This window comes from Paenibacillus dokdonensis (genome assembly GCF_004916975.1).
Taxonomy (GTDB): Bacteria; Bacillota; Bacilli; order Paenibacillales; family Paenibacillaceae; genus Paenibacillus_AQ; species Paenibacillus_AQ dokdonensis.
The window spans coordinates 454756-480629 of record NZ_STGQ01000002.1; the positions used below are offsets into that span (position 1 = coordinate 454756).

Genomic DNA, 25874 nt, shown 5'->3' on the forward strand with positions numbered 1-25874 from the left:
ATCAACTCTAATATAACCCAAGTCTGCAGCTAACCTACCCGTGGAACAAAATCATCTGTTTGATTAGATCAAGCCCTGCAAACGAACGATAGCCTGCGCCCGATCGACTACTCCCAGCTTTCCGTAGAGACTGCTGATGTAATTGCGGACCGTACCTTCAGCAATGAACAGCTCATCAGCTATTTCGCGGTTATTGAGTCCCCTGATGATAAGCTGAGCCAGCTCCTTTTCCCGATCTGTCAGCTTAATCCGCTCCAGACTATTCCTTTGCCACTGATCATGCTCTTCCGTAAGACGAGTCATTCTTAACGCCAATCTGGAAGCCACTGCTGACGGTAAAATAAACTGACCCGATACCGTGTCCCGGATCGAAGCAATCATTTTATCGCTTTCCATATCTTTCAGCATGTAACCACTGGCTCCGCTGGCCAGCCCTTCAATGATATATTCATCTTCCATAAATGTAGTCAATATGAGGACCGACGTTTCCGGACAGCTCCGCTTAATTCTCTTGAGGGCGGCGATCCCGCTCATTTCGGGCATTTGGATATCCATCAGCACCAGATCAGGCCGCAGCTCTTCCGTTATCTCGCAAGCCTCCAGCCCGTTCCTGGCCAGCGCGACAACCTCCAGATCATCCTCCAAATCGAGAATGGTTCGAAGTCCTTCACGTGTTAACATCTGATCATCGGCAATGACGATCCTTATTGGTTTCATATTCTGTCCCCCACTCTACTCTTCGGGCAGGGAAGGTCGATTCGCAGCAGGCAGCCCTGATTGGAACCGGATTCGAATGATAAACTGCCGCCCAGCTGCTCTGCGCGCTCCTCCATAGCCTTGAGACCAAATCCCTTCACAATATCACTTGTGCTTCTACCGTTATTTGCAAGCCGGAACACTAAAACATCCTCCGTATGCACCAGACTAAAGCGGAACTCCGTACTCCCGCCATGCCGAAGTCCATTGGTCAATCCCTCCTGCAATGCGAAGTAGATCGCCTTCTTATGAGCAATGGATAGATTCGGCAGCTCATGAATCATGGCATGTATCGTTACGCCTGTATTATGTTCTGTATTCCGGATCAATTGATGCAAAGCCTGTTCCAGCTGATAGAATTTGTCCTCCTTGAGCATGTGCACCGAGCCGCGAATCTCATTTAGACTGTGACGGACCAATTGCTGCGCTTCCTGCAGTTTTTCCACCGCGCTGTCCATATCCTTCTGAAGCAGGCGTTTTCCGGCCTCAATCTGCAATATGGTCGAGGTCAGCGTATGACCGACAATATCATGGATCTCCTTGGCAATACGGCTGCGCTCCTCGTAAATAGACTTTTCAGCCAGGGCCGCCGACGTCTCGCGCATCGAACGTTCAAGGCGGAGCGTTCTCTCTTTCACTTGTGCTTCCAGGCTATTTTTGAGCTGCTGTATACCGGAGTATAACCTGGCATTTTCAATGGAAATGGCACATTGCGAGCAGAGAATCCTCAGCACATCCATCCGCTCCGGTGTAAAGACGCCCGCCGACAGCTTATTCTCCATATACAGCAGGCAAATCAGCTTATTCTGATGCATAACCGGAAGACAAAGGACGGATTTCAACTCGTTGTCCTTCACATAAGGATTCCTCATGAATAGGCCCCCGTGCGCAGCATCGTACAATACGACCTCTTCTTTCGTCCTGGCTGCATACCCGATAATAGCCGTTGACACAATGTGGCCCGCTTCCTCCAGCGGAACGGATTCCAGATGCGTTTCCTTCGCCGTTCCATACCCTTCCACAACCCATCGTTCCTGGTTCATGAACACGAGCGCGCCATAATCCGCTCCAGCGCTCTGCAGCATAATACGCAGGAGCGCATTCAGCAAGCGATCCATTTCCATTTCACCCGATAAAGCCTGCGCTGACAATACAACGGACAGATAATCCGTTTGGTCCAGGTCCGTATATCGTTTCACCTGCAACAGATGTCCATACCTCCGCTGTAAGTCCTCTGTCTTGGCCTTGGCTCCCCATTTTGCATAGTAGTCATACGCCTCGGTCAGATAGACTTTGGCATGCCTCATTTTCCCTAGACGGAGTCCGTATTTACCATAGCATTCTGAGGCCATCGCCGCATCGTGAAGATGTCCGTGATGGCGTGCCAGCTCAATAGACTGCTCATACAGCTCCTCTGCCTGTTTATACTCCCCTTTCAGACGAGCCAGTTCAGCCTTAACCAGCAAATATTTATCTTTGTAATTCTCCGGACAACGCGAAGCGTATGCTTTCATCAAAGGCAATCGATTCAGTATCTTGGCCACATACTCTTTTTGTTCATGAGGTTCTGCATCGACCCACAGCTCTGCCCAAACGAGTGACTCATAATGATTGCATATAAAGGACTCGGAAATATCCTTTCTTCGTCCATCTAAGATCGATCTTGCCTGCACGAGAGCTTTATTCGCGGCCGGGTAGTTTCCAAGGAGATACGCCGTTAAATAGTCGAACGTATATACGAGCTCACGTACGAGATGATGGGAATCTCCCTGTACGTTTGCAGCAAAATCCTCCATTTCAACATCCTGAATTATAAACGGATCATCCGAATTCCGTTCCCCGGTTAACTTGGCGAGTAATGCCGAAAAGATGACGGCTTGCTTCCAGTGCAAGCTGTTGTTGTTTCTCCGGAGATTGGAAGCCTGGGTAAGCAAGCGATCATAAATATCTCCGAGCGGATAACCATATTGAAACAGCAGCGCACTGATCACGATGACTGATTGATTGCTATGCCACAGATTTCCAGACTCCAGACCCACCCTATTTGCATGCTCGCTGAAGGTTTCCAGTAAACTCGGATTATAGCGGCGCCAGCTGTCAAAGCAAATCGAGAAGGCTGAAAGCACTTTGGTATGCAGCATCGGATAAGGCCGGGACTTTTCATAAGCAAACATCCCCCAATAGTAAGCCGCTTCATCATCCCGGAAAACATAGTTCAGCATCAATGCATATCCTGCAAATCCAACCGAAGACTCCGGCGTCCAGCCCTCCTTCAGCGTCAATTCCACCATGGCAAGCACCGAGGCTGCCCAGTTTGTGGGATCAACCGTATAATAGGCATGGCTTGTATAATCAAGTACTGACATGGCAGCCTTGCTAACTTCGCTTTCCATGGGGGGCAGCAGATTCAGGGATTCACTTTTGTGCTTGCGAAGCCGCTGCCGCAGTCGTATCCATCGTAGCGACGCCTTGATCTTTCCCGCTTCATAGACGTTATGGATGCCCAGCAGCTTCAGCGCTTTCCTCCCCATGGAAATGACTTCCTCATAGTTATCCTGGTTAGACTCGAGCTGTATCTTTAAAATATAAACACGCGCTTGATCTAAAGGGGTAGCTGCTTTATGCAGAAGCAGGTCGAACAGTTCATTCGCCGCCTCGAAGTTGGCGCAGAGATACTCTGCCATAGCGCGCTCCTGATATGCCTGAACAGCCAGTTTGTAGTGAGTATTCCAGCTTTCCCCGTCCAGCAGCTCCGTAGCCTGACGCAAATAAACCCGGGATCTCTCGTACGCCGTCGACTGTTTGGCGGCAAGGCCCGCCTGTAGATTCAATTCCGCAAGCTCCAGCCTCTGATCCCTGTTGTCGATCGACTCTATAGCGCGGTTCAGCTGGTGAACCACCTCAAACACACTCACATCCTCACCCGCCTTACGCCGTTCCAGGAGGATGCGCCCCATCCGTAAGTGCAGCCCGGACCGCTCTGATTCCGGAATAAGTCCATAGGCAATCTGCTGAATACGGTCATGCTGAAAACGATAGTTTTGGCCATTCTCATGGGCCGACTGCAGCAGGCGTTCACGTACAGCATAATCAAGCACCTCTTTTAACCGGGCGCTGCTGCATTCCATAATGGAGGACAGGGCATCCACATGGACTTGGTTACCTAAGAGCGCGGCATGTCCAAGAACCTGAATCATCTGATTCGGGAGATGCACCCATTTCTCCAGCAGGTACGCAGCCGAATTATTAGGAACACTCATATCGGAAATACCCTTTAATTCCCACTGCCAGCAGCGGCTGACCTGATCAAAGCTCATCCGCTTCTCTTGAATCATATCCTGCAACAATTGCTTCAGAAGAAATGGATTACCGTCGGTCTTATACAGCAGTTCCACGGCCAGATCATGGGTCTTTGCCTGCTCGCAGTGCATTGCATCTCCAAGAAGCTCCATCAAATCGGTCATGGTTAATTCCCTCAGATGGATGGATGTTGTCTTTCGTTTCTGAATGACCTGCTCTGTCATGAACTGATAAAATGGATGCTGCGAAGCAACCTCCACGCCCCGGTAAATACCAATCAACATGAGGTTTTTCACTCCGCTATCGCCTAACAAATAGTTAAGCACCTGCAAAGATGCCTCATCGCTCCACTGGAGATCATCAAGACATATAACTAAAGGATGCTCCTCATCAAGAAAAAGCTTAATAAACCGTGTCATGATCAAATGAAACCTCTGCTGCGCTTCGAAAGGCGGAAGCCCAGGAACCTTAGGCTGCTCTCCAATGAGGAGTTCCAGCCTGGGAATGAGCTGAATTAGCAGCTGACCGTAAGCCTCAACCGCATTCATGATCCGCAGCTTCCACAGTTCCAGCTGCAGTTCGCTCTCTGTCAGTAATTGCCGCACAAGCCCATCCAGCACCTGAACCCAGCTGTGATAGGGTCCGGCTTCATCATCCGGACCAAATTTACCGTAAGCCATAAAGCCAATCAAAGCATTCTCCCGATTCAGAGTTTCCTTAACAAAAGTCGTCTTTCCGCTTCCCACGCTTCCACTAACCCATACGATTTCCACAGATCCCTCGGCAGCCCGGTGGATTGCTTCGTCAAGGCTTTGCCGCTCCTCATGCCGCCCATAAAAGGTAGAGGGAAATGCCCACCTGTCCGAAACATCCCATTCCCCAAGCTTAAAAGTTTCGATATGCCCCGAGGCACGAAGCCGGATTAGGCACTCATCCAGATCATGCTTAATCCCATATGCGCTGGCATATCGTGCATTTGGCATTTTCTCCATGCATTTGCCAATCATCTCGGACACAATCTCCGGAATAAAAGGGGATCTTCCATGAACGGAATAGGCAACGCTTGCAAGATGATGATACATCGTCCCCAGCTTATCCCCGGATTCAAACGGCAGCTGTCCCGAAAAGAATTCATAAAGTATCACACCAAATGAATAGATATCCGAAAGATCATCAGGAATAATTCCTGTTCTGCCCGTCTGCTCCGGAGAAATGTATGGCAGGGCGAAGATGGGTCTGCTCTTTACCTGTGCCAGTGGACTTTCAACGCCATCACCCGAACACATCCGGATGTCGGTCAATCTCACCTCGCAAGTATCCGGATTCACCACAAAGTGAAAGGGAGTCAGCTCATTAAGCGTGATATGCTCCTTGTGCAGCTGACTGAGACAATCGGCCGCAGACACGGCTATGCGCAGAAAATCCGTAAGCTCTATGGGTACGGTATGATTATGTATGAACTGTTCGAGCGTAATTCCCCCCATATCCTCCAGCAGCAGTACAGGCCGCTCTCCCACCTTCTCCAGGTGGTATGCCGCTGCAGTTCCTTTTCCTTTCAATTTTTGAAACATTTCATATTCATATTGAAAAGAAGCTGCCAGAGCAAAGGGCGGATATTCGTCACAGGTCGTTTTGGCAACAAATCTTTTCTGGTCAATGATCCTTACCGTCCGGTAGAGTATGACTTCTCCGTTATTCCCCATTTCCTCTATGATTTGATGTCCTGGAACTTTCAACAGCCGTTCTCTCCCTCCACTGGTACAACTCCGATGATAGATTAAGCCCATTATACTCTGAATACATTAGACCGCCCAGATGAACCATCGATTTCCCCAATACCCATTCTGTCATATACCTGCTGCGGCCAGCCCTGAAATATCCCAGACCATTCGTACCAAAATCAACCGATTCACTCATTTGAAGGGGGACATACGGGCTATAATAAGTTTCAATATCCAGTTCATCCGCGCATAGAATCAGGCTCCATTTCGATCCGTTACGAGGCGGCAAATAATCGCCATATGCCTGTGGCATATTCTCTCCATTTACTTTCGTTTCAGTAGACTCAGCCCTTGACTCCAGCCTCTCGCCGTTCACCATTCTTCCTGCATCATTCGTCTGGTCCTCTATATACCCCCAAGCCCACACCGAGCCATCTGACCTGAACGCTTGGCTTTGCATTAATCCTGCCGATATTCCCGTAAAGATACTCCCGGCATCCGTTAATGGTCTTGCAAGCATCCAAATCATATTCTGTGCGTCATGCTCAGTCATATGATCTATTAACGCGTAGAAATCTTTCGTGTTTACTGTGTCTTCAAGGAGAAAGTCTGCGTGAATACCTCTTTCAAATCCTAGGGCACCTTCCCAATTCGCTCCCCAGCCCCAAATCCGTCCTTCTTCATCCAGTGCAAGACTGTGATACAGTCCCGCGGAAATGGAGCGGATGCCGTTTAAAGGTCCCTGCTCTGTCACCACTCGGACCGGGGAATATTGAAGCTGTGCACGTGAATGATATCCGGTGCCCAGCTGACCTTCCTCATGATCTCCCCAGGCCCAGACCTGTCCTTCTTCATCCAGCGCCAGGCTGAATTCGGCACCCGCGGCAATAGCTGCTATTTTCGCATGATGAGGAAACTTAATTTGAACTGCAGCAGGGATCGATCTCACCGTATTCATTTGGCCAATACCAAGCTGACCCTTTCGATGATCTCCCCAAGCCCAAACCTGGCCCTGCTCATCGAGTGCGAGGTTATGAGAGTTCCCCGCCGAAATAGCCTTTATGTTAGAGAGGTGAGCTTCCCCTTCGTTGGTTACTACAAAGGAAGCCGCCTGCCCGGTTATCCATGTGTTGTTTCCCAGTTGTCCGTGTTGATTGCAGCCCATAGCCATCACCGTTCCATCACTCATCAGAGCAAGGAAGTGGTCTTCTGCAGCGCTAACTTCTGTGACGCTCAGCCGGGCGACTGAATCTGCCCTGGAGATCGAAAACTTCGGATAAAAATGGATCACAGATGTCTTACTAAGAAGTATCCTCCACTTCTTCGGGATCGGGTGCACGCTCATCACTCCTTCTTATTTTCAATTGTCGCTTCTAATATATTTCAATTGTTGGAAGTAATATAGTGAGCGTTGTCATGACTTTTGTCATGTGACAAAAAAAACCACCCAGATGCGATGAACGCACCAGGTGGCCTTTTCCAAAATCATTCTTTTTCTATTAATCAAACTGCCAGCAGCTTAAGCTTAAATTACCGTACTGATAGCTGCGATGCAGCAATTTTGCCTTCCGGTTCGCATCCCCCGTACCCATCGCGATCAACAGCGGAATGAAATGCTCGCTTGTCGGTACTGCCATGCGGGCGTTAGGAGCAAGCGCCTCGTAGTTAAACAGCGAAGCCGTATCCCAAGCCTCCAGCTTGCTCTGCAGCCAGTTATCGAATGCTCCCGCCCACCCGTCAACGTCCTGCGCACGCCAATTGACGCTCCGCAGGTTATGAACGGTCCCGCCGCTGCCAATAATAAGCACATCCTGCTCTCTTAGCTCAGACAATGCTTTACCGATCTCATACTGCTGCTCATTCGTGAGGTAACGGTTAACGGAGAGCGCCACGACCGGAATATCCGCATCCGGATAGATCAGCTTCAGAACCGCCCAAGCACCGTGATCGAGCCCTCTTGCCTCATCCAGCTTGCTCGGGATTCCGCCTTTGGTGAAAAGCGACTGGATCTGTTCGCTAAGCGAACGGTCCCCTGGAGCCGGATACGTCATCCGGTACAGCTCATCCTGGAACCCGCCAAAGTCATAGATGGTACTGTATTGATCCACTGAGCTCACCGTTTGAACCGGTTCTTCCCAATGGGCCGAAAAGATCACAATGGCCTTTGGTTTCGGCCTTCCCGCCGCAAATTCTTTTAATAAATCCGTATATGCATGCTCTTCAAGTACAAGCGAAGGCGCACCATGCGCGAAAAAGTAAGATGGCATCATTTGAATTCACTCCCTTTTTTATATTATTGAACCTTACTACGCTTTTTATAAACGAAATGATCCACCGAAAAAGCTGCAGGTCCGGATGCAAGCAGATATACCGAGATCAGAATCAGGCTTAGCTCCAGTTCATAACCAGCCACTTGATCATGACCGAGCAGACCGGCAGACAGCTTCACCGTCACGATCGCCCCAATCATCAACACGATAAACAGCGCGGATACCACACGGGTGAACAATCCGATAATCAGCATAATACCGCCAACTACTTCGGCAATCGCCGCCACATAAGCCATAAATCCAGGCACGCTCATGGAACTGAACCATGCCTCCACATTACCAAGTCCCATCTGAAATTTACTGATGCCATGCGCGAGAAATATAATTCCAAGTACCACACGCAGCAGAGCTGGTACCCATATATTCTTAATCATTTGATCCTCTCCATCCTAAAATATTAGTAATAATAAAATATATTTTATATAAGAAATATAACTCGTAATTTACTGGCATGTCAACAATTTATTTGTTAATATAAATATTAAATCAGTATTACAAATATTTTTAAGGACGCGTGAATCCATGGACATCGGCTCCAACATCCGTGCAATCCGGAAACGAAAAAACATCACCATTGCTCAAATATGCGAGGAAACAGGACTTTCGCAAGGCTTCTTAAGCCAGGTCGAAACGAATAAAACCTCGCCATCCATTGCTACACTAGAAAATATTGCACAGGCTCTTAAGGTCCCTTTGGCTTATCTGCTGCTAAAAAAAGAAGACCGCATGCATATTGTCCGTAAAGACGAACGGAAGATCACGACTAGCGGCATCGAAAAGCTCAAGGTGGCCCATCTCAGCTCAACAAAGAACGTACGAATGATGATCGTCGAGACTCCTCCTGGAGCCTCAACCGGAGAAGCCCATGCTCACGAAGGTGAAGAGGTGCATGTGGTGATCAAAGGGAAGATTTACGCCGAGCAGGGAGAGGATTCGGCGGAGTTTACCGAAGGCGATTCCTTCTCGTGGAATGCCTGTACACCGCATTTAGTGAAAAATATTGGTGATGAGCTGGCCATTATCCTGATAGCGGTCTATACGGAGTCCGATCAGGCCGGGGATTTATTCTAAGTAAATACAGGGTTTCCCAAAACAGCAAAAAAGCTCTTCCCCCAGTGTGGAGAAGAGCTTTTTTTTGTATGAACTTATTTAATTTCCATGATATGAGTAACCCGGTTTCTTCCGTTTTCCTTTGAGACATACAAGGCTTGATCCGCATTTTTCAGAATGGATGTCTCCGAATCACCCGGACTCGAGGTAGCTATGCCCATACTCACCGTAATGCTGCCGATTTCCCAAGAGGATTCAGCAACTGCAGCCCGTAGACGCTCAGCTATTTTCTTAGAGTCAGGTTCAGCGGTGTTAGGCAGGATCAACACAAACTCCTCCCCGCCTAGCCGTGCCACCATATCCTCTTCACGGACATGGAAGGTAAGGATTTTCGCGAGCGATTCCAGAACTTCATCACCCACCTGGTGTCCCCATGTGTCATTCACCTGCTTGAAATGGTCAATGTCTATGATAACCAGTGAAAAGCGCAATCCTTGTTCGCTGTATAGATTCATTTGCTCTTCCAGCTTCTCTTGAAAAAACCTTCGATTCTTGAGCCCCGTCAGCTTATCCGTCATAGACAGCTCGACTAAGACCGCATTGATCTCCATCAGCTCAGCTTGCTTCTGCTCGATCTCTTTATGGATTTGTTCGAGCTTCACAAGCGCCTGATCCTTCTCCCAATAGGCCTCTTCGATTTGCCTTTTCGCAGATCGGAGCTCCTGTTCGTAATCAATGCGTTTTCTCATCTGTACGAGTACACAATCAATAACCTCTACGCCATCGTTTTCGAATCGTCTTCCATTGAGTATGAAGGGAATCGACTGCTTTTCTTTATCCTTCAAACTGATAAACAGCTCTTCCACATGTCCATTCAGATTGATCTGCGGATAAAAGTAGGAATGGAAAATAAGCTTGTTCGCCGTAGACATGATGGATTCCAAATGCTGGTCTACCAAGTCTTCCGGTTGATATCCCATCAAATCCAGGAAGGTTTGATTCACATCCGTTACCATTCCTTTATGTGTAATAGATACATATCCACATGGTGCATATTTCAGCCGCTCATCCATGGTCCAATATCCTTTCCATACACATCATCAGAGCAAATCCACTCCAAGATATTCATTAATGTCACGAATCGTTTCCTCCGGATGGCTGATATGCGGATAGTGGCCTTTGGCCTCCATAAGGCGCAGCGTGCTGTGCTTCAGATGCTCATGCAAATATTCCCCGACCTGAATCGGTACGATACTGTCATCCGAGCACTGCATAATGAGTGTGGGAACAGTAGAATTGGATAATTCCTGCCGATGATCGGATAAAAAGGTCACCTCGGCAAACTCTCTCGCAATGACCGGGTCTCCCGAAATAAAGCTCCGCTCCAGTTCCTTGGATAGCATCGGAGAATCCGGAGCATTCATTGCAAGCGGCGCCAAAAAGCTGGCCCAGCCTGCAAAATTCATTTCCATCATATCCAGCAGTTCAGTAATATCACTTCGATCGAAGCCTCCGAAATAATCCTCCCCATCATTCAAATAACGCGGGGATGGTCCGATCATAATCAATTTATCAAAAACATCCGGCCGCTCGATGGATGCCAGCATCCCGATCATCGAACTCACCGAATGACCTATGAAAATCACGTTTTTAAGCTGTAGCGATTCAATAACATCCAGTACATCCTGCACATAACCATGAAACGAGCTATATTTTTCCGAGGAATATGCGGTTAAATCCGAGTTTCCGGAGCCCACGTAGTCAAACAGAACGATTCGAAACTTTTTCTCAAATGAAGGCGCAATATACTGCCACATGCTCTGATCGCAACCAAATCCATGCGCAAAAATGATGGTTCGCTCTCCTTCGCCAATCATTTTCACATTATTGCGTACTGCAACATCGATCATTTCGTATAACTCCCTTTATCAATAGCGTTCCTCTCATTCTGAAGGTACGGCTTGGAAATATCAAGTGAATACTTGAGGATTGGTATCATGCAAAAAAAGATCATCCCGTCTCTGGAATGATCTTTTCCGTATGGTTACCACCCCAGTGAAGAAGTAGATATTCCGGTGATTGATGTCCATGTCTCCGGATACGGACAGCCGTGCGGTTAGTGAACAGGAAGCGTATGATCGGGTAGCTGTTCAGTCATAGCATATATTCAGGTGGTATGCAATTCAGGTGAGCTTAGCATCAATGTTTCGGAATACCCTTGCCACCTAACAAATCACTACCGGCATCACATGATTTTGAGACGTTATCACATCCTTGCATTGAAACTGCTTTTTGTGTATGCCACAATATACAAGGAGACGTCCTTAACGCCGTCATACGTCCAATTATAAAAACGGAGGTACATATCATGAGAACGATAAAGCTGGGTACCAGTACATTAGAGGTGCCTGTTGTTGCAGTAGGCTGCATGCGTATCGATTCGCTGGACATGCCGCAAACCGAGCGCTTCGTCCAGACGGCGCTTGAAGAAGGTGCAAATTTCTTCGAACACGCGGATATTTACGGAGGAGGCAAATCCGAAGAACGATTCGCTGAAGCAATCCATATGAACCCCAGCATTCGTGAAAAGATCATTTTGCAATCGAAATGCGGCATCCGCCCTGGAATGTTCGATTTCTCCAAAGAACATATTCTCAATTCGGTTGACGGCATTCTAAAACGGCTCAAAACCGACTATTTGGATACACTGCTGCTACACCGTCCGGATACGCTTGTTGAACCGGAAGAAGTGGCAGAAGCCTTCGATCTGCTGGAGAGCTCAGGAAAGGTGCGTCATTTCGGCGTTTCCAACCAGAACCCGATGCAGATTCAGCTGCTTCAGAAGTATGTAAAGCAGCCGATTGTAGCCAACCAGCTTCAATTAAGCATCACGAACACCACCATGATCTCCCAGGGCTTCAATGTGAACATGGAGAATGATGCGGCCGTGAACCGTGATGGCAGCGTCCTCGATTTCTGCAGATTGCATGATATTACCATTCAGCCTTGGTCCCCGTTCCAATATGGATTCTTTGAGGGCGTATTCCTTGGCAACGCTAAGTTCCCTGAGCTGAACAAAAAAATTGACGAGGTTGCTGCCAAATACGAAGTGAGCAACACGACGATCGCTGTCGCCTGGCTGCTTCGCCACCCGGCAAACATGCAGCCGGTCATCGGTACGATGAACATCGAGCGTCTGAAAGATTGCTGTAAAGCATCCGAAATTCGCCTTACTCGTGAAGAGTGGTACGACATTTACCGTTCGGCAGGCAATATTCTTCCATAAATAAGCAACAGGAATACGCGGCAAGTAAATTTATATGCGAAGTTGAAAAAAGAGGATGTTCCAAGGTCCAGTGACCTTGGAGCATCCTCTTTTGATTCAACTTAAGCCTTTTTCGAAGCCCACAAGGATTCCGCACAACTCAAAAGCTAATTATCAGCATCGATTCTCATGGACATTTCGGATAATGCAATGCTACTCGCACCAATAGTCACGTCATCTCCATCTCCATCTCAAAATCTAATTACTCGGCCTGGAACATCCCCCCTCACCCCACATTAACCTGGATTTCATATAAATTCCCTATAATTAACGTTGACGTTAACGTTATTATTATATATGCTACTTAGTATTCAATTAGTGGAACTAAACACACTTCAAGAATTGGAACATCTAGAATGCCGGAGGAGAAGATTTGAATAATACGAAGGAAGGCTCAGCTCCGTTTTGGAGCATTATTTTCGCTGTGTTTTTCGGAAACTTTATGGCTACGCTCAGTACCACCAGTATTAATGTTGCTTTACCCGTCTTCATGAATGATTTTCATGCCGAGTTAAATACGGTGCAGTGGATGATGTCCGGCTTTATGCTGGCAACGGGTGTTATTGCTCCCATTATCGGGTTCATGGGGGATAAACTCAGTTACAAGCGTCTATATATATTCGCCCTGCTCGGATTCACCTTGACATCGGCACTCTGCACGTTCGCCTGGAGTATGGAATCCTTGATTGTGTTCCGAATCTTACAGGGTCTCTGCAGCGGAATCATTATGCCGACAACCATGACGATTATTTATCAGACAATTCAAAAGGATAAGCAAACGATTGCGATCGGCTTGTGGAGTGTATCCTCGATGCTCGCACCGGCATTCGGACCTACGCTGGGAGGATGGCTGACCGAATATTTTGGCTGGAAATCGTTATTTATCATGAATCTGCCGATTGGAATCATAGCCATGCTGCTGGCTTTGAAATTTATACCTTTTTATAAAATCAGCAGTGCAGTCAAGCTTGATATCATTGGCTTTATAGCAGTTATTGTGGGTACAAGTTCATTGCTGTTCACCTTCAGTCAGGGTCATTCCTGGGGCTGGACGTCCTGGAAGACGATCACCCTGTTACTCGCAGGACTTGTCATTGTAGCTTATTTCATCATTCGAACGCTGAAGGTTAGCGCTCCTTTGCTGAACTTGCGAGTCTTTAAGATCCCCAGATTCACGTATAGCCTGATTATTAATTGCATCATCACCATTTCCCTATATGCAGCTACCTTCCTGGTGCCGATCTACATGCAAAATATTCAGCATGCAACAACACTTCACACCGGTCTTGTCATGCTTCCGGGTGCGCTGGTTATGGTCATACTTTCATTTATAGTTGGCAAAATATACGATCGGGTAGGGCCATTCCGTCTGATTCTGATTGGCGTTCTGGTCATGGGAGTTGCGACTTGGGAGCTTAGCCGTTTGAATCTGGCTTCAACTACACTTTTTATCGCACTCTGGCTCGCAATCCGCTATGTCGGGATCTCACTCTGCAACATGCCGGTAACGAACTCCGCGATGACCGCTGTACCCCCTCGATTTACCGGGCATGCATCCGCCGTCACCAACTGGATTCGTCAGGGAACGGCCGCGCTTTCGGTCAGTATTTTCAGCAGCATCCTGTCTGCTCGTACCCTAACTCATCTCAGTCAGAACAAGGCAAACTCTGCGAACGCATCTGAATTGGCCCTTTCCCAATCGGTTCAGGATGCGTTCATGATCGGAACCATACTTGTTGCCCTGGCAATACCATTCTTGTTCTTGTTACGCAGGAGGCATTATCCAGTTAACGAAGAGTTCCTGATTCACAGAACTTCCAAGTCGGCATCCTTGTAATAAAAATAGGCCCTGGGGACGTAAATTCCCTTCGGGCTGAATCTGCAGTCCATTGGCAATAAACCTGATCTGATTGGCACCCACCTCAATATCTGTGATCTCGTCTCTAGCGTTCAGCATTGTATATGTAAATCCGAGGATTCAGATCCGTGTTCGTTTCCGGCGATGGACGGAAGATGGCAAGATGAGAGCTGTATTTGAAGCATTCAATGATCTATAGTCTTCTAGCATTTAGAAAAGCGATTGCCTGAACAAGGAATCGCCTTTCCTTTCGTCAATTCATTCCAGGTGACTCAAAACGTGCTGCATCGTCAGTCTAAAACTTAATTTCTCCAGAATACTAACATTATTAAAGAGAAAAAGGGATTATTATGGATTTATTTGGAAAATAGTCGTCATACCTTCGTAAAGGAGGAGCTTATGAACTTATCCAAATCATTTTTTGGGGGTGGAATTTTACTTTCTATAGTAGGTGGAGTAGATGAGACTGGAATTTTTATTTTACATCATGAAGCGCTCAATGATAGTAAAGCTGAAAAGTCATTAAATCCGATGGCAGCATCTTGGAGCTATACTCCTAATGATAGAGAAACAGGAATTTGTTATAACGCGTTGGGAGGCAAACTGTTCGACCTATATGCTTCCGCCTCATTTCAATATAACGGTTCCGATGTAAAAGTTGCTCAAAGTGATGGGGATAGGAAACAATATTTTTTTGGAGCAACATTAAAAATTGATCCTGTTAATATGGGGACATCTAGATTTCCCGTTATAGAGGGCTATATATATGCCGAAGTCTACAGCCGACTTAAAGTTGACACTGTCCTAGGCATCAAGTGGTTTGGTGTTTCCATTGGTCAATCCACTATAGAAGTTGAGATTGGAAGTACTGTGGCTGGGAATGTCTACAAAGGTGTGAAAGTCGTATAACACATGACCCTGTTGGTAATGAACTGACCCCAAAATTTAGACACAAGGTGACTTAGGCTGCTACAGAGGACTGAAGGCGGTATTCTACCGACGACAGTCCTCTGAGCTTTTGTTTGTCCTTCGGTGGTTGTAATAGTGCATATACTGTGTAATTCTTGCAAATTCTTGGATTCAGTCTCAAGATACAGCAGAAATTCTCTATCACTGAGTTATCCAAACAATTCCCCTTGTGTAATTCCTCTTTCTGAGAGCATATACTGGTATTTTTTTTGCTGGTATACCACCATTAATCAGAGTGCAGAATGAGATTATGTTGCTCAGGAAGCCTTTCAAAGGCTTCTCCGAGCCCTTGGCCGTAAGGTTTACGATGATGTCATTGGCCTGTCTTGTAACACGACCCGTATTGCTAATGACACTTGTATTGTAAGAAGACCAAAAAAATGCCGCAAGGTATCTAGGTAGGTATGGTTATAAGAAAAGTTGTGCCTTTGCCCTTTTCGCTATCGACTTCAATGCTCCCTTTCACCTTATTGATTGTACTGTAGACCATGAGCATGCCCAGCCCCGTTCCTTCCTCTTTGGTCGAATAATACGGCTTGCCTAGACGTGATATTTCCTCCCTCGTCATTCCAATGCCGGTGTCCTGGATGCGGAGCACAATATTTTGCTTTCTTTCCGAGACATCGATGAATAATGTACCGCCACCCTTTTCTTTCATCGCTTCAATACCGTTTTTATATAAATTAATAAAACATTGCTGAATTTGGTTCCGGTCATAATGTGTATTGAGCGAGTTATTAAAACTGAATTTAACCTCTACTTCATGTATGGAGGCATAAGGCATAATGATATTTTTGGTATACTCTAACTCCGCACTCATGTTGGAATAAACCATATTTTCGGATTGCGGTTTGGCAAATGAGAGATAATCGCTGACTATTTTTTCTGCTCGTCTCAGCTCCTGCAGCGATAATCCCACATATTCCTTTTCCTCCCGCGTGAGGGTTTTCGATCTGTTTAACAGCTGCAAAAAACCGCTGGTAACCGTAAGCGGATTTCTAATTTCATGTGACACGCTAGCTGCGAGCTCACTGACGACATTTAATCTTTCCGATTGCATAATCCGGTCACGATTTTTAATATTGGTAATAATTTTTTCTATTAAAATCATAATGACACTCATCACCCCAACATGCGTCGTTAAGGCATTAAGGGCGAGAACCCAGAATTCTCTGTTTAACGCTCCATGAGCAAAGCTCAATGTAAACAGGTAAAATCCCATGGTAAGGAAAGAAGCAATCGTTGCCCATATGACTCGGCCCTTCGAGCTTAATTTCACGAATTTTTTGCTGTATAACGGCACTAAAATCATGACCGTTGTTGAAAAAAGAAAGGATTGGATCGTACCGGCTCCACCCACATAGAATCGGTAAAGATTTAAGATGATATATAAAGGGAGAACATTTCTATATCCTCCAAAAAGAGCCATGATAATAAACGGAATATATCTCAAATCAAAAATAAATCCGATTTCGAGTTTAAAAGGTTTGGCAATACAGAGACTCATCGTCAAGGCCGATAGTAAAATAAGAGCCTTTCTATTAAAGGAATGTGCTCTATTTTCAAAGAAAATCAGAGATACGACAACTGGAAACAGTAAAAACAAGAAATTCAAAAGTAAAGTTTCAAACAACAGTTAACTTCCTTTCAACCTTTTGTAACTAAAAATCATATATCAGGTTCCGAGCTATACAATAGAAGATTACGCTAATCACATGTTGTAAGTAAAGCTAAAGCTGTTAATTATGGATGTCCGATCCAATTTTTGAATGACTCCATCAAGCATGTAGTGGCTCATAAAATAAACCGTACATTGGCACTTTTTAATTGTCGATTTCCTTAGTATCCTTTTTACTAATGACTTGAACATGGACAAAAAAGGAGATAACGCCGATGAAGGTCGAACCCACCATTTTGCAGGATGAAAGAGTCATCCTTGTTCCCATGGAAGCCTCTCATATTGCCCCGCTTTACGAAGCGCTGAACGATCCGGAAATATGGACGTACTCCCCTCCGGGTATGCGAAATATTGACGACATGAAAACTTATGTGGAAACGGCATTAGAGGAACGGGCTGAAGGGATTGCGATGCCTTTTGTCATCCGCGACATGGAAACAGATCGTTTAGTTGGAACGACTCGGTTTGCTGATATCTCCGCCCGGCACAGACAACTGGAAATCGGTTGGACGGCACTTGCCCGGGAGGCGTGGAGAACTCACGTCAACACCGAATGTAAATATTTGCTGCTGCAGCATTGTTTTGAAACATTGGGCACGGTCCGTGTACAGCTTAAAGCCGATTCCCGCAATACCCGCTCATTAAGAGCAATGGAGCGTATTGGCGCTGTTGCGGAAGGAGTCCACAGAAACCATCGCATTTTGAATGACGGCTACATCAGAGACACCGCTTACTATAGCTTTATCGCATCGGAATGGACAGATGTAAAAATGAGGTTAAAAGGCATGCTAGCGGATAGATGACGATTCAGCACCTTGCACCACTTGCCATTTCAGGGCATCCACATGGATGTCCTTTTCGTTCATGAATGTACCGATAAATTTTACTGGATTCGAGTATAATGGATAAGTATACGATAGATATACGGTGGAAATCGGTATGTATAGGTATTCGAATATAGTGTAGAAGAGGTTAAAGATGAGTGAGAAGCACTTTACAGATTATAAATTAGGTGAAGAGATCCTGAGAGCGCTGAGCAGCTTGGGCTATGAGACGCCAACCGAGGTTCAGGCGGAAGTCATTCCCGTTGCGCTCGAGAAGCAGGATCTTGTTGTCAAATCGCAAACAGGCAGCGGCAAAACAGCTGCTTATGGCATCCCGCTCTGCGAGCTGGTCGATTGGAATGAGAATAAGCCGCAGGCATTGATCCTGACGCCAACCCGCGAACTCGCGTTGCAGGTTAATGAAGACATAACGAATATTGGACGCTTTAAGCGGATCAAGGCGACGCCTCTTTTTGGAAAACATCCTTTTCATATACAAAAAGCCGAGTTAAAGCAAAGAACGCATATGGTTGTGGGTACGCCGGGCCGTGTGCTGGACCACATTGAACGCGGCACACTATCGCTGGATCGGATTGCCTATCTCGTCATTGACGAAGCTGATGAGATGCTGAATATGGGCTTTATTGAGCAAGTTCAGTCGATTATCCAAGCACTGCCTCGTGACAGAGTTACCATGTTGTTCTCCGCTACGTTCCCTGAGGATGTGCTCAAGCTGTCACGCAAGTATATGGATCACCCTGCCCAAATTGAGATCAAAGCGAGCGGTCTTACGACAGCCACGATTGAACATTCTCTCATTCAGGTGACGGAAGCGGACAAGCTGGCACGGCTTCTAGACCTGCTCATTGTTGAGAGCCCGGACAGCTGTATTGTTTTCTGCCGTACGCAGGAGCATGTGGATAAACTATTCAGAGAAATGGCTGATCTCCGTTACCCGTGTGATCGTATCCATGGAGGGATGGAGCAGGAAGAACGATTCGAGGTCATGAATGCGTTCAGAAGAGGCCAATTCCGTTACTTGATTGCAACAGATGTAGCCGCCAGGGGCATCGATATCACGAATATTACCCATGTGATTAACTATGATATTCCACTTGAAAAGGAAAGCTATGTTCATCGTACAGGACGTACGGGACGTGCAGGAAAGACGGGTAAAGCGATAACCCTCGTCACGCCGAAGGATAGCAGGAGATTAGCCGATATTGAAGCGTATATTGGATTTGCGATACCGGTCGTGAAGGCTCCCTCCGAAGAGTCTGTTGATCGTCGCAGAGAAGATTTTGAACAAAAACTAAATATCCGGCCTGAACTCAAGAAAGATAAGCGTGAGCAATTAAACAAGCAGATTATGAAGCTTAACTTCAATGGCGGGAAAAAGAAAAAGCTTAGAGCCGTGGACTTTGTTGGAACGATCGCTAAGCTTGAAGGGGTCACCGCAGACGATATCGGGATTATTACGATCCTTGATTTTGTGACGGATGTGGAAATTCTGAATGGCAAAGGACCGCTTGTGCTTGAAATGATGAAGGACACAACGGTAAAAGGCAAACTGTTAAAGGTGCGCAAAGGGAATAAGTAAAAGTTGAACTGACATATAAAAGAATGATCTCGGCACCATGCCAAGATCATCCTTTTTTTGCTGTGCCCGTGTAATCATCGTAATTTCTTTTGATTTCCACATACAAAGTTTTGGATATACTCTAATTGCTCTTCGTTGGGCATTATACTGCGAATTTCGTTAAATTTGGCAACAGCTGAATCAAGAGCAGTCTCTCTCCCTACGATTTCCCCAATACTGGATAGATCATCCATGAGGCTCCACATTTCTGCATGCGTTTTTGGATCTTGATGCCCTGTCAGATAGACGTTTACATCGTATTTCTTTATTTTATCCAATAGAATCGTGAGCTCGTTTTGATCATAACTCCATTCCCCGCTGTAAAAGTCCTGATAGATGCAATCCCCCAGAAACATTATTTTTTCATCAGGGATATAAATAATGGATGAGTCCTGTGCATGAACCCCTCCGACATGCTCCACAACACAAGTCATGCCACCTAAATCAATCTCGATTTTGTTATTAAAAGTAAGATCCGGCGCTCTCAGCTCCAGATGATCCCGTGTAGGCATTTCACGTTTTATCATGTTACTGCAAAACTCAATTTCCTCACCCGTCTTAACCCGAGCATCTAATGAGGCATCATCCCATTTTACAGTTTGCAGATATTCTATCTTTTTCTTCGTTTCATCATGGCTGATGGTTAATAAATCCATCGTTTTCATACCAAAAATATGATCCCAATGCCAATGCGTAATGACAACAAGCTTCGCCGGCGCGATCTCCATTTTTTCGATGAGATTGAGGAAGTCCTTTGCATGTGCAGGTGAATTGCCTGAATCAACGATTAGGCTGAAGTTGTCTCCACAAACCAACCCTAGCGTGGGACGGTCCGTTTCGGAATACTGCGGCATGTAGTGCACTCTATTTCCAAGTTTTTTTAGCATTGTAGTACCTTCTCTCCTATTGCAAAAATTACAGGTAAACCATCATCTCATTATATCCTTTTGATAGGGGTTATATAAATCCAATAACTGACTTTATATCACCGATTCAAATTTGCTAAGTGAGCAGGCGATTCTCCTTGCCAGCAAATACAGTTTGAGCCCAGGATATATAGAAGTATATAAATGAATTTCTTTGATCGTCTTGCAAGCCTTGGCTACTGCTCGATGTCGTACACTTCTTCATTTACCAATCCATGAATAAAAGCCTCAAAGTTAGGTGCGAGTCTGGTTATTTTATAATTACTCTCTTTATCCACATAAATAACCTCGGGTTCGCCGTCATTTCCCGATGAACGGTAATCCAGCATCACCACTCCGGACTCAGAAGGACAATCACAAATCACCACGCCAACTTCAGGATAACCTCCATGTTCAATCACAAACCGACTGCCGGAATCTCCGCATAGCGAGTGCCGCTTCTTACGTCCAATTCCCAGAATACCGGAAATCAGGATATGTTCTTGTGCTCCAGATGCTGCTCCTCCTATAGGAAAGCTTTTGTTTTGAGGAATGCCCCCGTTATGTAACTTCATCATATGAATATAGAAGGCCGGCAGCTTAAAGACCAGTTCTTCTTCTACGGAAGCAATCAGATCCTCTGTAGGCGGATCCGAAACATATTGCTCGGCTGCTTGCTCGCTATCATCCCAAAAGTTCGCGAAGTCGATATTGGTATCCAAATCGGGAACTGGCATGATTATAGGCTGCGCAATAGGCTCGGCATTGGAATCTTCTAACGGTTCTTGTTCTTCAGCCATTTTACTCCGAATTGAATCCAGGAACTCCAACGTATCCTCATCTCCGGGATCCAATTGATCTGCGATCTCGAATTCCCTTAAGGCATCATCATATTGGTCCAGATAGTAATGCGCAAGTCCCATACGGTAGTGCCAGAGCGGATCTTCTTTACCCTCTTCTGCAATGGTTAAGAACTGTTCAATCGCCTCTTCGTAACGTTCGAGATTATTCATCGCTCTGCCTAAATGACTAATCAGTACATCATCTCTGTCCTCTGCAGGAATCTCCATAATGGCGTCTACGATTTCTTCGAATTTATCCTCTTCATGCCACTCATCCAGCTGTGCTAAAAGATCTTCTCTCACATGTATGCCTCCCAGTTCTAAGCCTTTTAGAAATTATACCATTTCCAGCACGGCCCTCTCCAATAATACCTATATTTCTATATCATGTTCCGCAAAAGGTTCGGTATTGACGAGTAGAGTCCACAGGCAGAGCAGCGTAAACAGCCTGTTCTGGTAAATGTGCAAAAGGACTGGAAAGTGCCTCAAGCAGCTGCTCCATTACACTATAATCTCCATTTTTCTCCGCCGCTTCCAGCGCTTCTTCTACTCGATGATTTCGGGGAATAATCGCGGGGTTGCTGCTACGCATCAACTCATGTGCTGATTCTATGGATTCCTGCTGCCTGTCTAGTCTCTCCTGCCATAACATATACCACTCTGTAAACTCCGGTGTGCCAGACAGAACCGTATCATCCACCGTATTAAAGGTTAAGGCCAGGAAAGTATTCGTATAGTCAGCTTGATACTTATGCATCATACTGAGGAGATCTTTGATAAGAGTCTCGTCCTGCTGCTCCTCGTTAAATATTCCAAGTTTCGCTCTCATTCCCGCAGTCCAAGAATCAAAATACAACGTAGTATATTCCGATAACGCACCCTGAGCCAGTTCGATGGCTTCCGATTGATTGTCATGAAGCAATGGCAATATGGCTTCCGCAAATCGTGCGAGATTCCAACCACCAATATACGGCTGATTTCCATAGGCATAGCGACCTTCCCGATCAATGGAGCTAAACACTGTTGCAGGGTCATAGGTATCCATAAATGCGCAAGGGCCATAATCAATCGTTTCCCCGCTAATCGCCATATTATCGGTATTCATGACCCCATGAATAAAGCCAACCAGCTGCCATTTGGCAATCAGCACAGCCTGACGTTTGATGACCTCCTGAAGTAAATGAAGATAACGATTTTCATCATCTTCTACATCTGGATAATGTCGTTGTAACGTATAATCCGCAAGAGTCCGAACATTCTCAACATTCCCCAATTGGGAAGCATATTCGAAAGTACCTACGCGCAAATGACTTGCAGCCACGCGAGTAAGAATAGCGCCTTGCAAGTCTTTTTCACGGATCACGGATTCACCCGTAGATACCACCGCTAAGCTGCGAGTCGTAGGAATACCCAGCGCATGCATGGCTTCGCTAATGATGTATTCGCGCAGCATCGGACCAAGCGCCGCCCGACCATCACCTCGGCGGGAATAAGGTGTTGGGCCTGAACCCTTAAGTTGTATGTCCACACGCTCACCTTGGGGAGTAATATGCTCACCAAGTAATACGGCCCGCCCATCCCCTAACATATTGAAATGCCCAAATTGATGCCCTGCATATGCCTGAGCAATAGGTAAAGCCCCTTCAGGAACCCTGTTTCCAGCAAGCTCCGCTACGCCTTCTTCACTTTGCAATGCTGCAGCGTTTAACGCTAAGGATGCCGCCAGCTTCTCATTGAAAATAACTAGCTGCGGAGATCTTACAGGGGCCGGGTTCATACGGCTAAAAAATAATTGCGGCAAACGGGTATAGCTATGATCAAAGTTCCAACCGGATTCCAAACATTCATCTCTCTTTGCCATCGCATAACCTTCTCTTCATTAGTTTTGGAATTCTATGCATACATCAAATAGAATTGATTACAGATGCCTTTTAGGGTATACCTCTTCCCATTTATTATACTCTTACTATAAATAACGATGGACGGAAATCAACATCAATGGTGTCAATCTAACAGCAAGCTTTTTATCTAAAAAAGCAAGAGCGCTACCGATTAGGTACGCGCTCTATGTATCCAATACATGATATGCCTTGTCTTAAACTCTGCTCTTCGTCCATATAACGAATCTAAGCTTCACTATCCAGCTTTTTGAAAATGGCTGCCATCTGCGCCCGATCCTGCTCGGTTAATTTTTCAAACAAAACCCTTTTCAGCCTTTGCCCCTCCAGTGTCGCCCGTCTTAGAACTTCGACACCTTTGTCGGTAATCTCCAAATAGATAATCCGCCGATCCGACTCGTCCACATTTCTGACGGCCAATTCCTTCGCGACAAGCTTGTCCGATAAATAACTGAGCGTAGCGGGGGAAAGCCCTAATGTTTTCGCAATATCCGAGGGCCGGCTTCTTCCGTTTTGCTTCAGGTGGCCGAGCACAAGAACATGAGAGACACCAAGGTCCTCATTGAATGTTTTGTTCCACTGAACGATCAGCTTGTTCGTAAAATTCTCCATACTTTGTATGAGTTCAAAAATGGTCTGCTCTTCCATTTGATCCTCCTTGTAAAAATAAACGACAGCCCCTAATGAATATGAAGGGCTGTCATCATCTTACACGCTATTGGGCTGAGTATCCACCATCAATCACCAGCTCAGATCCTGTAATGTACGAAGAATCATCAGAAGCCAGGAACAATGCCGCTTTGGCAATATCATCAGGTTGTCCTAAACGCTGCAAAGGTGTTGCCTGAATCAATTGGCCCAGCAGGTCCTTCGAGGTACTTAAAGCTTGAGTCATTGGCGTCTCGATGATCCCTGGGAAAAGCGCATTTACCCGAACGCCTTGACGTCCAAACGTTGTAGCCGCTGCTTTAGACAATGCGCGTACAGCGCCTTTGGATGCCGAGTAGTGGTTAAAGCCTTGGCCGATCATGGCCGTGTACGAAGAGATATTGATGATGGAGCCTTTCTTTTGGGCTGCCATATAAGGAGCGACATGCTTGATGCCCGCGAATGGGCCGAAGCCATTAATGGACAGCATTTTCTGCCAGTCCTCCACATTGATTTGCTCGTATGGCTTCTCGGAAGAGATGCCCGCATTGTTGACAAGGATATCAATTTTACCAAATCGATCGTTTACTCCTTTCGCCAGTGCCTGCCAATCCTCATCCGAGGCGACATTCAATTTCATACCGTGGACATTCTCTTTTTGGCTTGCTTTCTCAAGAGCTGCCTCATTAATGTCAGCCGCAATCACAATGGCGCCTTCCTGTGCGAACAGATCAACCATGCATTCACCGATACCCGAAGCCCCACCGGTAACGATAGCTACTTTATTAGACAATTTCCCCATATCCCATGCTCCTAACGTAATTTGATTGAACCATTATGCCTCTAACGAAATTGGATTAATTCCACAAACCCGCCCGCTCCAGCTTCTTCTTCCCTCTAAAAGCCATGCCTATGCAGCCGATATTAATGATCATCATAATGCCGATGGCATATAAAACAGGGGTGTAACTTCCGGTATAATCGAATACATATCCATAGGCCGGCAAGGCAACGATCGATGATATCGCGAGCCCCATGGAAGCATTGGAATAGATCTGACTATATTCCTTATTGCCGAACAAGCTCGATGTAAGAGCCGGACCCAATGTTCCGATGGAGGCAGAAACAAGGCCAAAAAGTCCAACAGCTAACGATATGACGACTGTGCTTGATGGCGAGAACAATAACAACCCGATCGATAGCAAACCGAGGAACATGGCAGCAATCGCTGTATTTCGGGTGCCGATTTTATCGCTCGCATATCCGATGACGAGTGAGCCGATCAGTACGCCGATCATATTGGTTGCCATAACATTACCTGCAAAGGTGACATCAAACCCCTTGTTCATCAGATACGTTGGAATGTGCATCGAAAAGCTGGCTGCAGATGTTATCAGGAAGAAAAAAGCAATAAGCGCATAGAATGCAGAGGATTTTTTGGCAGCAGCTAAAGTTACCCCTTTTTCATCCGCTGGCGCACTATTTGCAGTTCCGTTTGTACCGTCCAGTACTTCCGCTCCGTAAGGAAGCGCTTTCTTTTCTTGAGGTGATTTCCTGATCAGGAGCAGCACGATGGGAACAACGATAACGATGATCGTAATCCCGACAATCATATAAGAAGCTCTCCAGCCTTGACCCGCGATCAGTTTGCCAACTACCGGTTGAGTAATGGCGCCAAGCACGCCGCCTGCCGCACCCATGATTCCAAGCGCCAGACCTTTGCTTTTTTTGAACCACTGATTGATGAGTACAGGTCCCGCGATAACGGTAATGAACACGCCGCCCACTGCCAGCGGAATAGCGAGGATATACCAGCCCCATACGGAATGCATCAAACCGAATAAAGCAAATGCTCCAGCCTGTAAAATGATAGCAATGATCAAAATGAGCCGGGTATCGTACTTCGCCATCAATTTGCCGCCAATGGGCAAAAAGATCATGGTAACAATGGCCGAGACGCTAAAATATAGGGATAAGCTGCCCATCCCCACGCCCAGATCATTCGAAACTTGTCTCAAAAAAAGCCCGGCGGAGTTATTTAAACCGGCCTTTCCCAAACCGACCATCAGGCAAAGCCCCAGCAATATCCACCAAGCATAGTGAATTTTCTTCTTGTTGTGGCTCATCATGT

Annotated in this window: 20 protein-coding genes; 6 read left to right on the plus strand and 14 right to left on the minus strand. The window is 46.2% G+C overall.

Annotated elements, in window-relative coordinates; translation table 11 throughout:
* Positions 1-63: 63 nt before the first annotated feature.
* From E6W40_RS20080 to E6W40_RS20100, 5 genes are all read right to left on the minus strand, one after another.
* Positions 64-717 carry a response regulator gene (locus tag E6W40_RS20080; RefSeq protein ID WP_136607400.1) on the minus strand — a complete coding sequence of 218 codons (654 nt, stop codon included), beginning with the start codon at positions 715-717 and terminating at the stop codon, positions 64-66.
* On the minus strand, positions 714-5792 hold the full coding sequence (locus E6W40_RS20085; protein WP_246073117.1) for an AAA family ATPase: 5079 nt from the start codon (positions 5790-5792) through the stop codon (positions 714-716). Before E6W40_RS20085 ends, E6W40_RS20080 begins: the two co-directional genes overlap by 4 nt.
* Positions 5749-7116: an RCC1 domain-containing protein gene (locus E6W40_RS20090; protein WP_168928995.1), complete on the minus strand. Its 1368-nt coding sequence runs from the start codon at positions 7114-7116 to the stop codon at positions 5749-5751. The genes E6W40_RS20085 and E6W40_RS20090 overlap by 44 nt, the downstream gene beginning before the upstream one ends.
* Before the next feature lie 160 nt (positions 7117-7276).
* On the minus strand, positions 7277-8047 hold the full coding sequence (locus E6W40_RS20095) for a DODA-type extradiol aromatic ring-opening family dioxygenase (protein WP_136607402.1): 771 nt from the start codon (positions 8045-8047) through the stop codon (positions 7277-7279).
* A gap of 23 nt (positions 8048-8070) precedes the next feature.
* Positions 8071-8481 carry a DoxX family protein gene (locus E6W40_RS20100; RefSeq protein WP_136607403.1) on the minus strand — a complete coding sequence of 137 codons (411 nt, stop codon included), beginning with the start codon at positions 8479-8481 and terminating at the stop codon, positions 8071-8073.
* 148 nt (positions 8482-8629) lie between these two features.
* Here E6W40_RS20100 and E6W40_RS20105 point away from each other — a divergent pair, with 148 nt between their 5' ends.
* The gene (locus E6W40_RS20105; RefSeq protein ID WP_136607404.1) at positions 8630-9178 is read left to right on the plus strand and encodes a helix-turn-helix domain-containing protein; all 549 of its coding nucleotides are present in this window, start codon (positions 8630-8632) and stop codon (positions 9176-9178) included.
* Positions 9179-9252: 74 nt separating this feature from the next.
* Here E6W40_RS20105 and E6W40_RS20110 read toward each other — a convergent pair whose 3' ends face one another.
* Both E6W40_RS20110 and E6W40_RS20115 read right to left on the minus strand, forming a co-directional pair.
* On the minus strand, positions 9253-10230 hold the full coding sequence (locus E6W40_RS20110) for a sensor domain-containing diguanylate cyclase (RefSeq protein WP_136607405.1): 978 nt from the start codon (positions 10228-10230) through the stop codon (positions 9253-9255).
* Positions 10231-10257: 27 nt separating this feature from the next.
* On the minus strand, positions 10258-11067 hold the full coding sequence (locus tag E6W40_RS20115; RefSeq protein ID WP_136607406.1) for an alpha/beta fold hydrolase: 810 nt from the start codon (positions 11065-11067) through the stop codon (positions 10258-10260).
* A 458-nt stretch (positions 11068-11525) separates the two neighbouring features.
* On the opposite strand from E6W40_RS20115, the gene E6W40_RS20120 reads away from it, so the two are divergent.
* The 3 genes from E6W40_RS20120 (at position 11526) to E6W40_RS20130 (ending at position 15249) form a co-directional block, all read left to right on the plus strand.
* Positions 11526-12443, plus strand: coding sequence for an aldo/keto reductase (locus E6W40_RS20120; protein WP_136607407.1), 918 nt, complete (start codon positions 11526-11528; stop codon positions 12441-12443).
* Between the two features lie 412 nt (positions 12444-12855).
* On the plus strand, positions 12856-14319 hold the full coding sequence (locus tag E6W40_RS20125; protein WP_246073118.1) for an MDR family MFS transporter: 1464 nt from the start codon (positions 12856-12858) through the stop codon (positions 14317-14319).
* Positions 14320-14739: 420 nt separating this feature from the next.
* Positions 14740-15249 (plus strand): hypothetical protein, encoded by a 510-nt coding sequence (locus E6W40_RS20130; protein WP_136607408.1) that lies wholly within the window; start codon positions 14740-14742, stop codon positions 15247-15249.
* Positions 15250-15703: 454 nt separating this feature from the next.
* Here E6W40_RS20130 and E6W40_RS20135 read toward each other — a convergent pair whose 3' ends face one another.
* Complete coding sequence (locus E6W40_RS20135; RefSeq protein WP_136607409.1) at positions 15704-16942, minus strand: ATP-binding protein; 1239 nt, start codon at positions 16940-16942, stop codon at positions 15704-15706.
* A 260-nt stretch (positions 16943-17202) separates the two neighbouring features.
* Here E6W40_RS20135 and E6W40_RS20140 point away from each other — a divergent pair, with 260 nt between their 5' ends.
* Both E6W40_RS20140 and E6W40_RS20145 read left to right on the plus strand, forming a co-directional pair.
* Positions 17203-17790, plus strand: coding sequence for a GNAT family N-acetyltransferase (locus E6W40_RS20140; RefSeq protein ID WP_136607410.1), 588 nt, complete (start codon positions 17203-17205; stop codon positions 17788-17790).
* A 175-nt stretch (positions 17791-17965) separates the two neighbouring features.
* Positions 17966-19411, plus strand: coding sequence for a DEAD/DEAH box helicase (locus E6W40_RS20145; protein ID WP_136607411.1), 1446 nt, complete (start codon positions 17966-17968; stop codon positions 19409-19411).
* A gap of 74 nt (positions 19412-19485) precedes the next feature.
* Here the strand turns inward: E6W40_RS20145 and E6W40_RS20150 are convergent, their stop codons facing one another.
* From E6W40_RS20150 to E6W40_RS20175, 6 genes are all read right to left on the minus strand, one after another.
* Positions 19486-20337, minus strand: coding sequence for an MBL fold metallo-hydrolase (locus E6W40_RS20150; protein ID WP_136607412.1), 852 nt, complete (start codon positions 20335-20337; stop codon positions 19486-19488).
* A gap of 215 nt (positions 20338-20552) precedes the next feature.
* A complete protein-coding gene (locus E6W40_RS20155; RefSeq protein WP_136607413.1) occupies positions 20553-21500 on the minus strand; it encodes an SMI1/KNR4 family protein in 948 nt (315 codons plus the stop codon).
* Positions 21501-21582: 82 nt separating this feature from the next.
* Positions 21583-23058, minus strand: coding sequence for a protein adenylyltransferase SelO (locus tag E6W40_RS20160; protein ID WP_136607414.1), 1476 nt, complete (start codon positions 23056-23058; stop codon positions 21583-21585).
* A gap of 265 nt (positions 23059-23323) precedes the next feature.
* Positions 23324-23743 (minus strand): MarR family winged helix-turn-helix transcriptional regulator, encoded by a 420-nt coding sequence (locus E6W40_RS20165; protein WP_136607415.1) that lies wholly within the window; start codon positions 23741-23743, stop codon positions 23324-23326.
* Positions 23744-23810: 67 nt separating this feature from the next.
* Positions 23811-24545 (minus strand): SDR family NAD(P)-dependent oxidoreductase, encoded by a 735-nt coding sequence (locus tag E6W40_RS20170; RefSeq protein WP_136607416.1) that lies wholly within the window; start codon positions 24543-24545, stop codon positions 23811-23813.
* A gap of 55 nt (positions 24546-24600) precedes the next feature.
* Positions 24601-25869 (minus strand): MFS transporter, encoded by a 1269-nt coding sequence (locus E6W40_RS20175; RefSeq protein WP_136608167.1) that lies wholly within the window; start codon positions 25867-25869, stop codon positions 24601-24603.
* Positions 25870-25874: the final 5 nt, after the last annotated feature.

Excerpts from the sequence above, each read along its gene's own strand:
- E6W40_RS20080 (WP_136607400.1), bottom strand. The coding sequence starts at position 717 with ATGAAACCAATAAGGATCGTCATTGCCGATGATCAGATGTTAACACGT.
- E6W40_RS20095 (WP_136607402.1), bottom strand. The coding sequence starts at position 8,047 with ATGATGCCATCTTACTTTTTCGCGCATGGTGCGCCTTCGCTTGTACTT.
- E6W40_RS20100 (WP_136607403.1), bottom strand. The coding sequence starts at position 8,481 with ATGATTAAGAATATATGGGTACCAGCTCTGCTGCGTGTGGTACTTGGA.
- E6W40_RS20105 (WP_136607404.1), top strand. The coding sequence starts at position 8,630 with ATGGACATCGGCTCCAACATCCGTGCAATCCGGAAACGAAAAAACATC.
- E6W40_RS20110 (WP_136607405.1), bottom strand. The coding sequence starts at position 10,230 with ATGGATGAGCGGCTGAAATATGCACCATGTGGATATGTATCTATTACA.
- E6W40_RS20115 (WP_136607406.1), bottom strand. The coding sequence starts at position 11,067 with ATGATCGATGTTGCAGTACGCAATAATGTGAAAATGATTGGCGAAGGA.
- E6W40_RS20120 (WP_136607407.1), top strand. The coding sequence starts at position 11,526 with ATGAGAACGATAAAGCTGGGTACCAGTACATTAGAGGTGCCTGTTGTT.
- E6W40_RS20130 (WP_136607408.1), top strand. The coding sequence starts at position 14,740 with ATGAACTTATCCAAATCATTTTTTGGGGGTGGAATTTTACTTTCTATA.
- E6W40_RS20140 (WP_136607410.1), top strand. The coding sequence starts at position 17,203 with ATGAAGGTCGAACCCACCATTTTGCAGGATGAAAGAGTCATCCTTGTT.
- E6W40_RS20145 (WP_136607411.1), top strand. The coding sequence starts at position 17,966 with ATGAGTGAGAAGCACTTTACAGATTATAAATTAGGTGAAGAGATCCTG.
- E6W40_RS20150 (WP_136607412.1), bottom strand. The coding sequence starts at position 20,337 with ATGCTAAAAAAACTTGGAAATAGAGTGCACTACATGCCGCAGTATTCC.
- E6W40_RS20160 (WP_136607414.1), bottom strand. The coding sequence starts at position 23,058 with ATGGCAAAGAGAGATGAATGTTTGGAATCCGGTTGGAACTTTGATCAT.
- E6W40_RS20165 (WP_136607415.1), bottom strand. The coding sequence starts at position 23,743 with ATGGAAGAGCAGACCATTTTTGAACTCATACAAAGTATGGAGAATTTT.
- E6W40_RS20170 (WP_136607416.1), bottom strand. The coding sequence starts at position 24,545 with ATGGGGAAATTGTCTAATAAAGTAGCTATCGTTACCGGTGGGGCTTCG.
- E6W40_RS20175 (WP_136608167.1), bottom strand. The coding sequence starts at position 25,869 with ATGAGCCACAACAAGAAGAAAATTCACTATGCTTGGTGGATATTGCTG.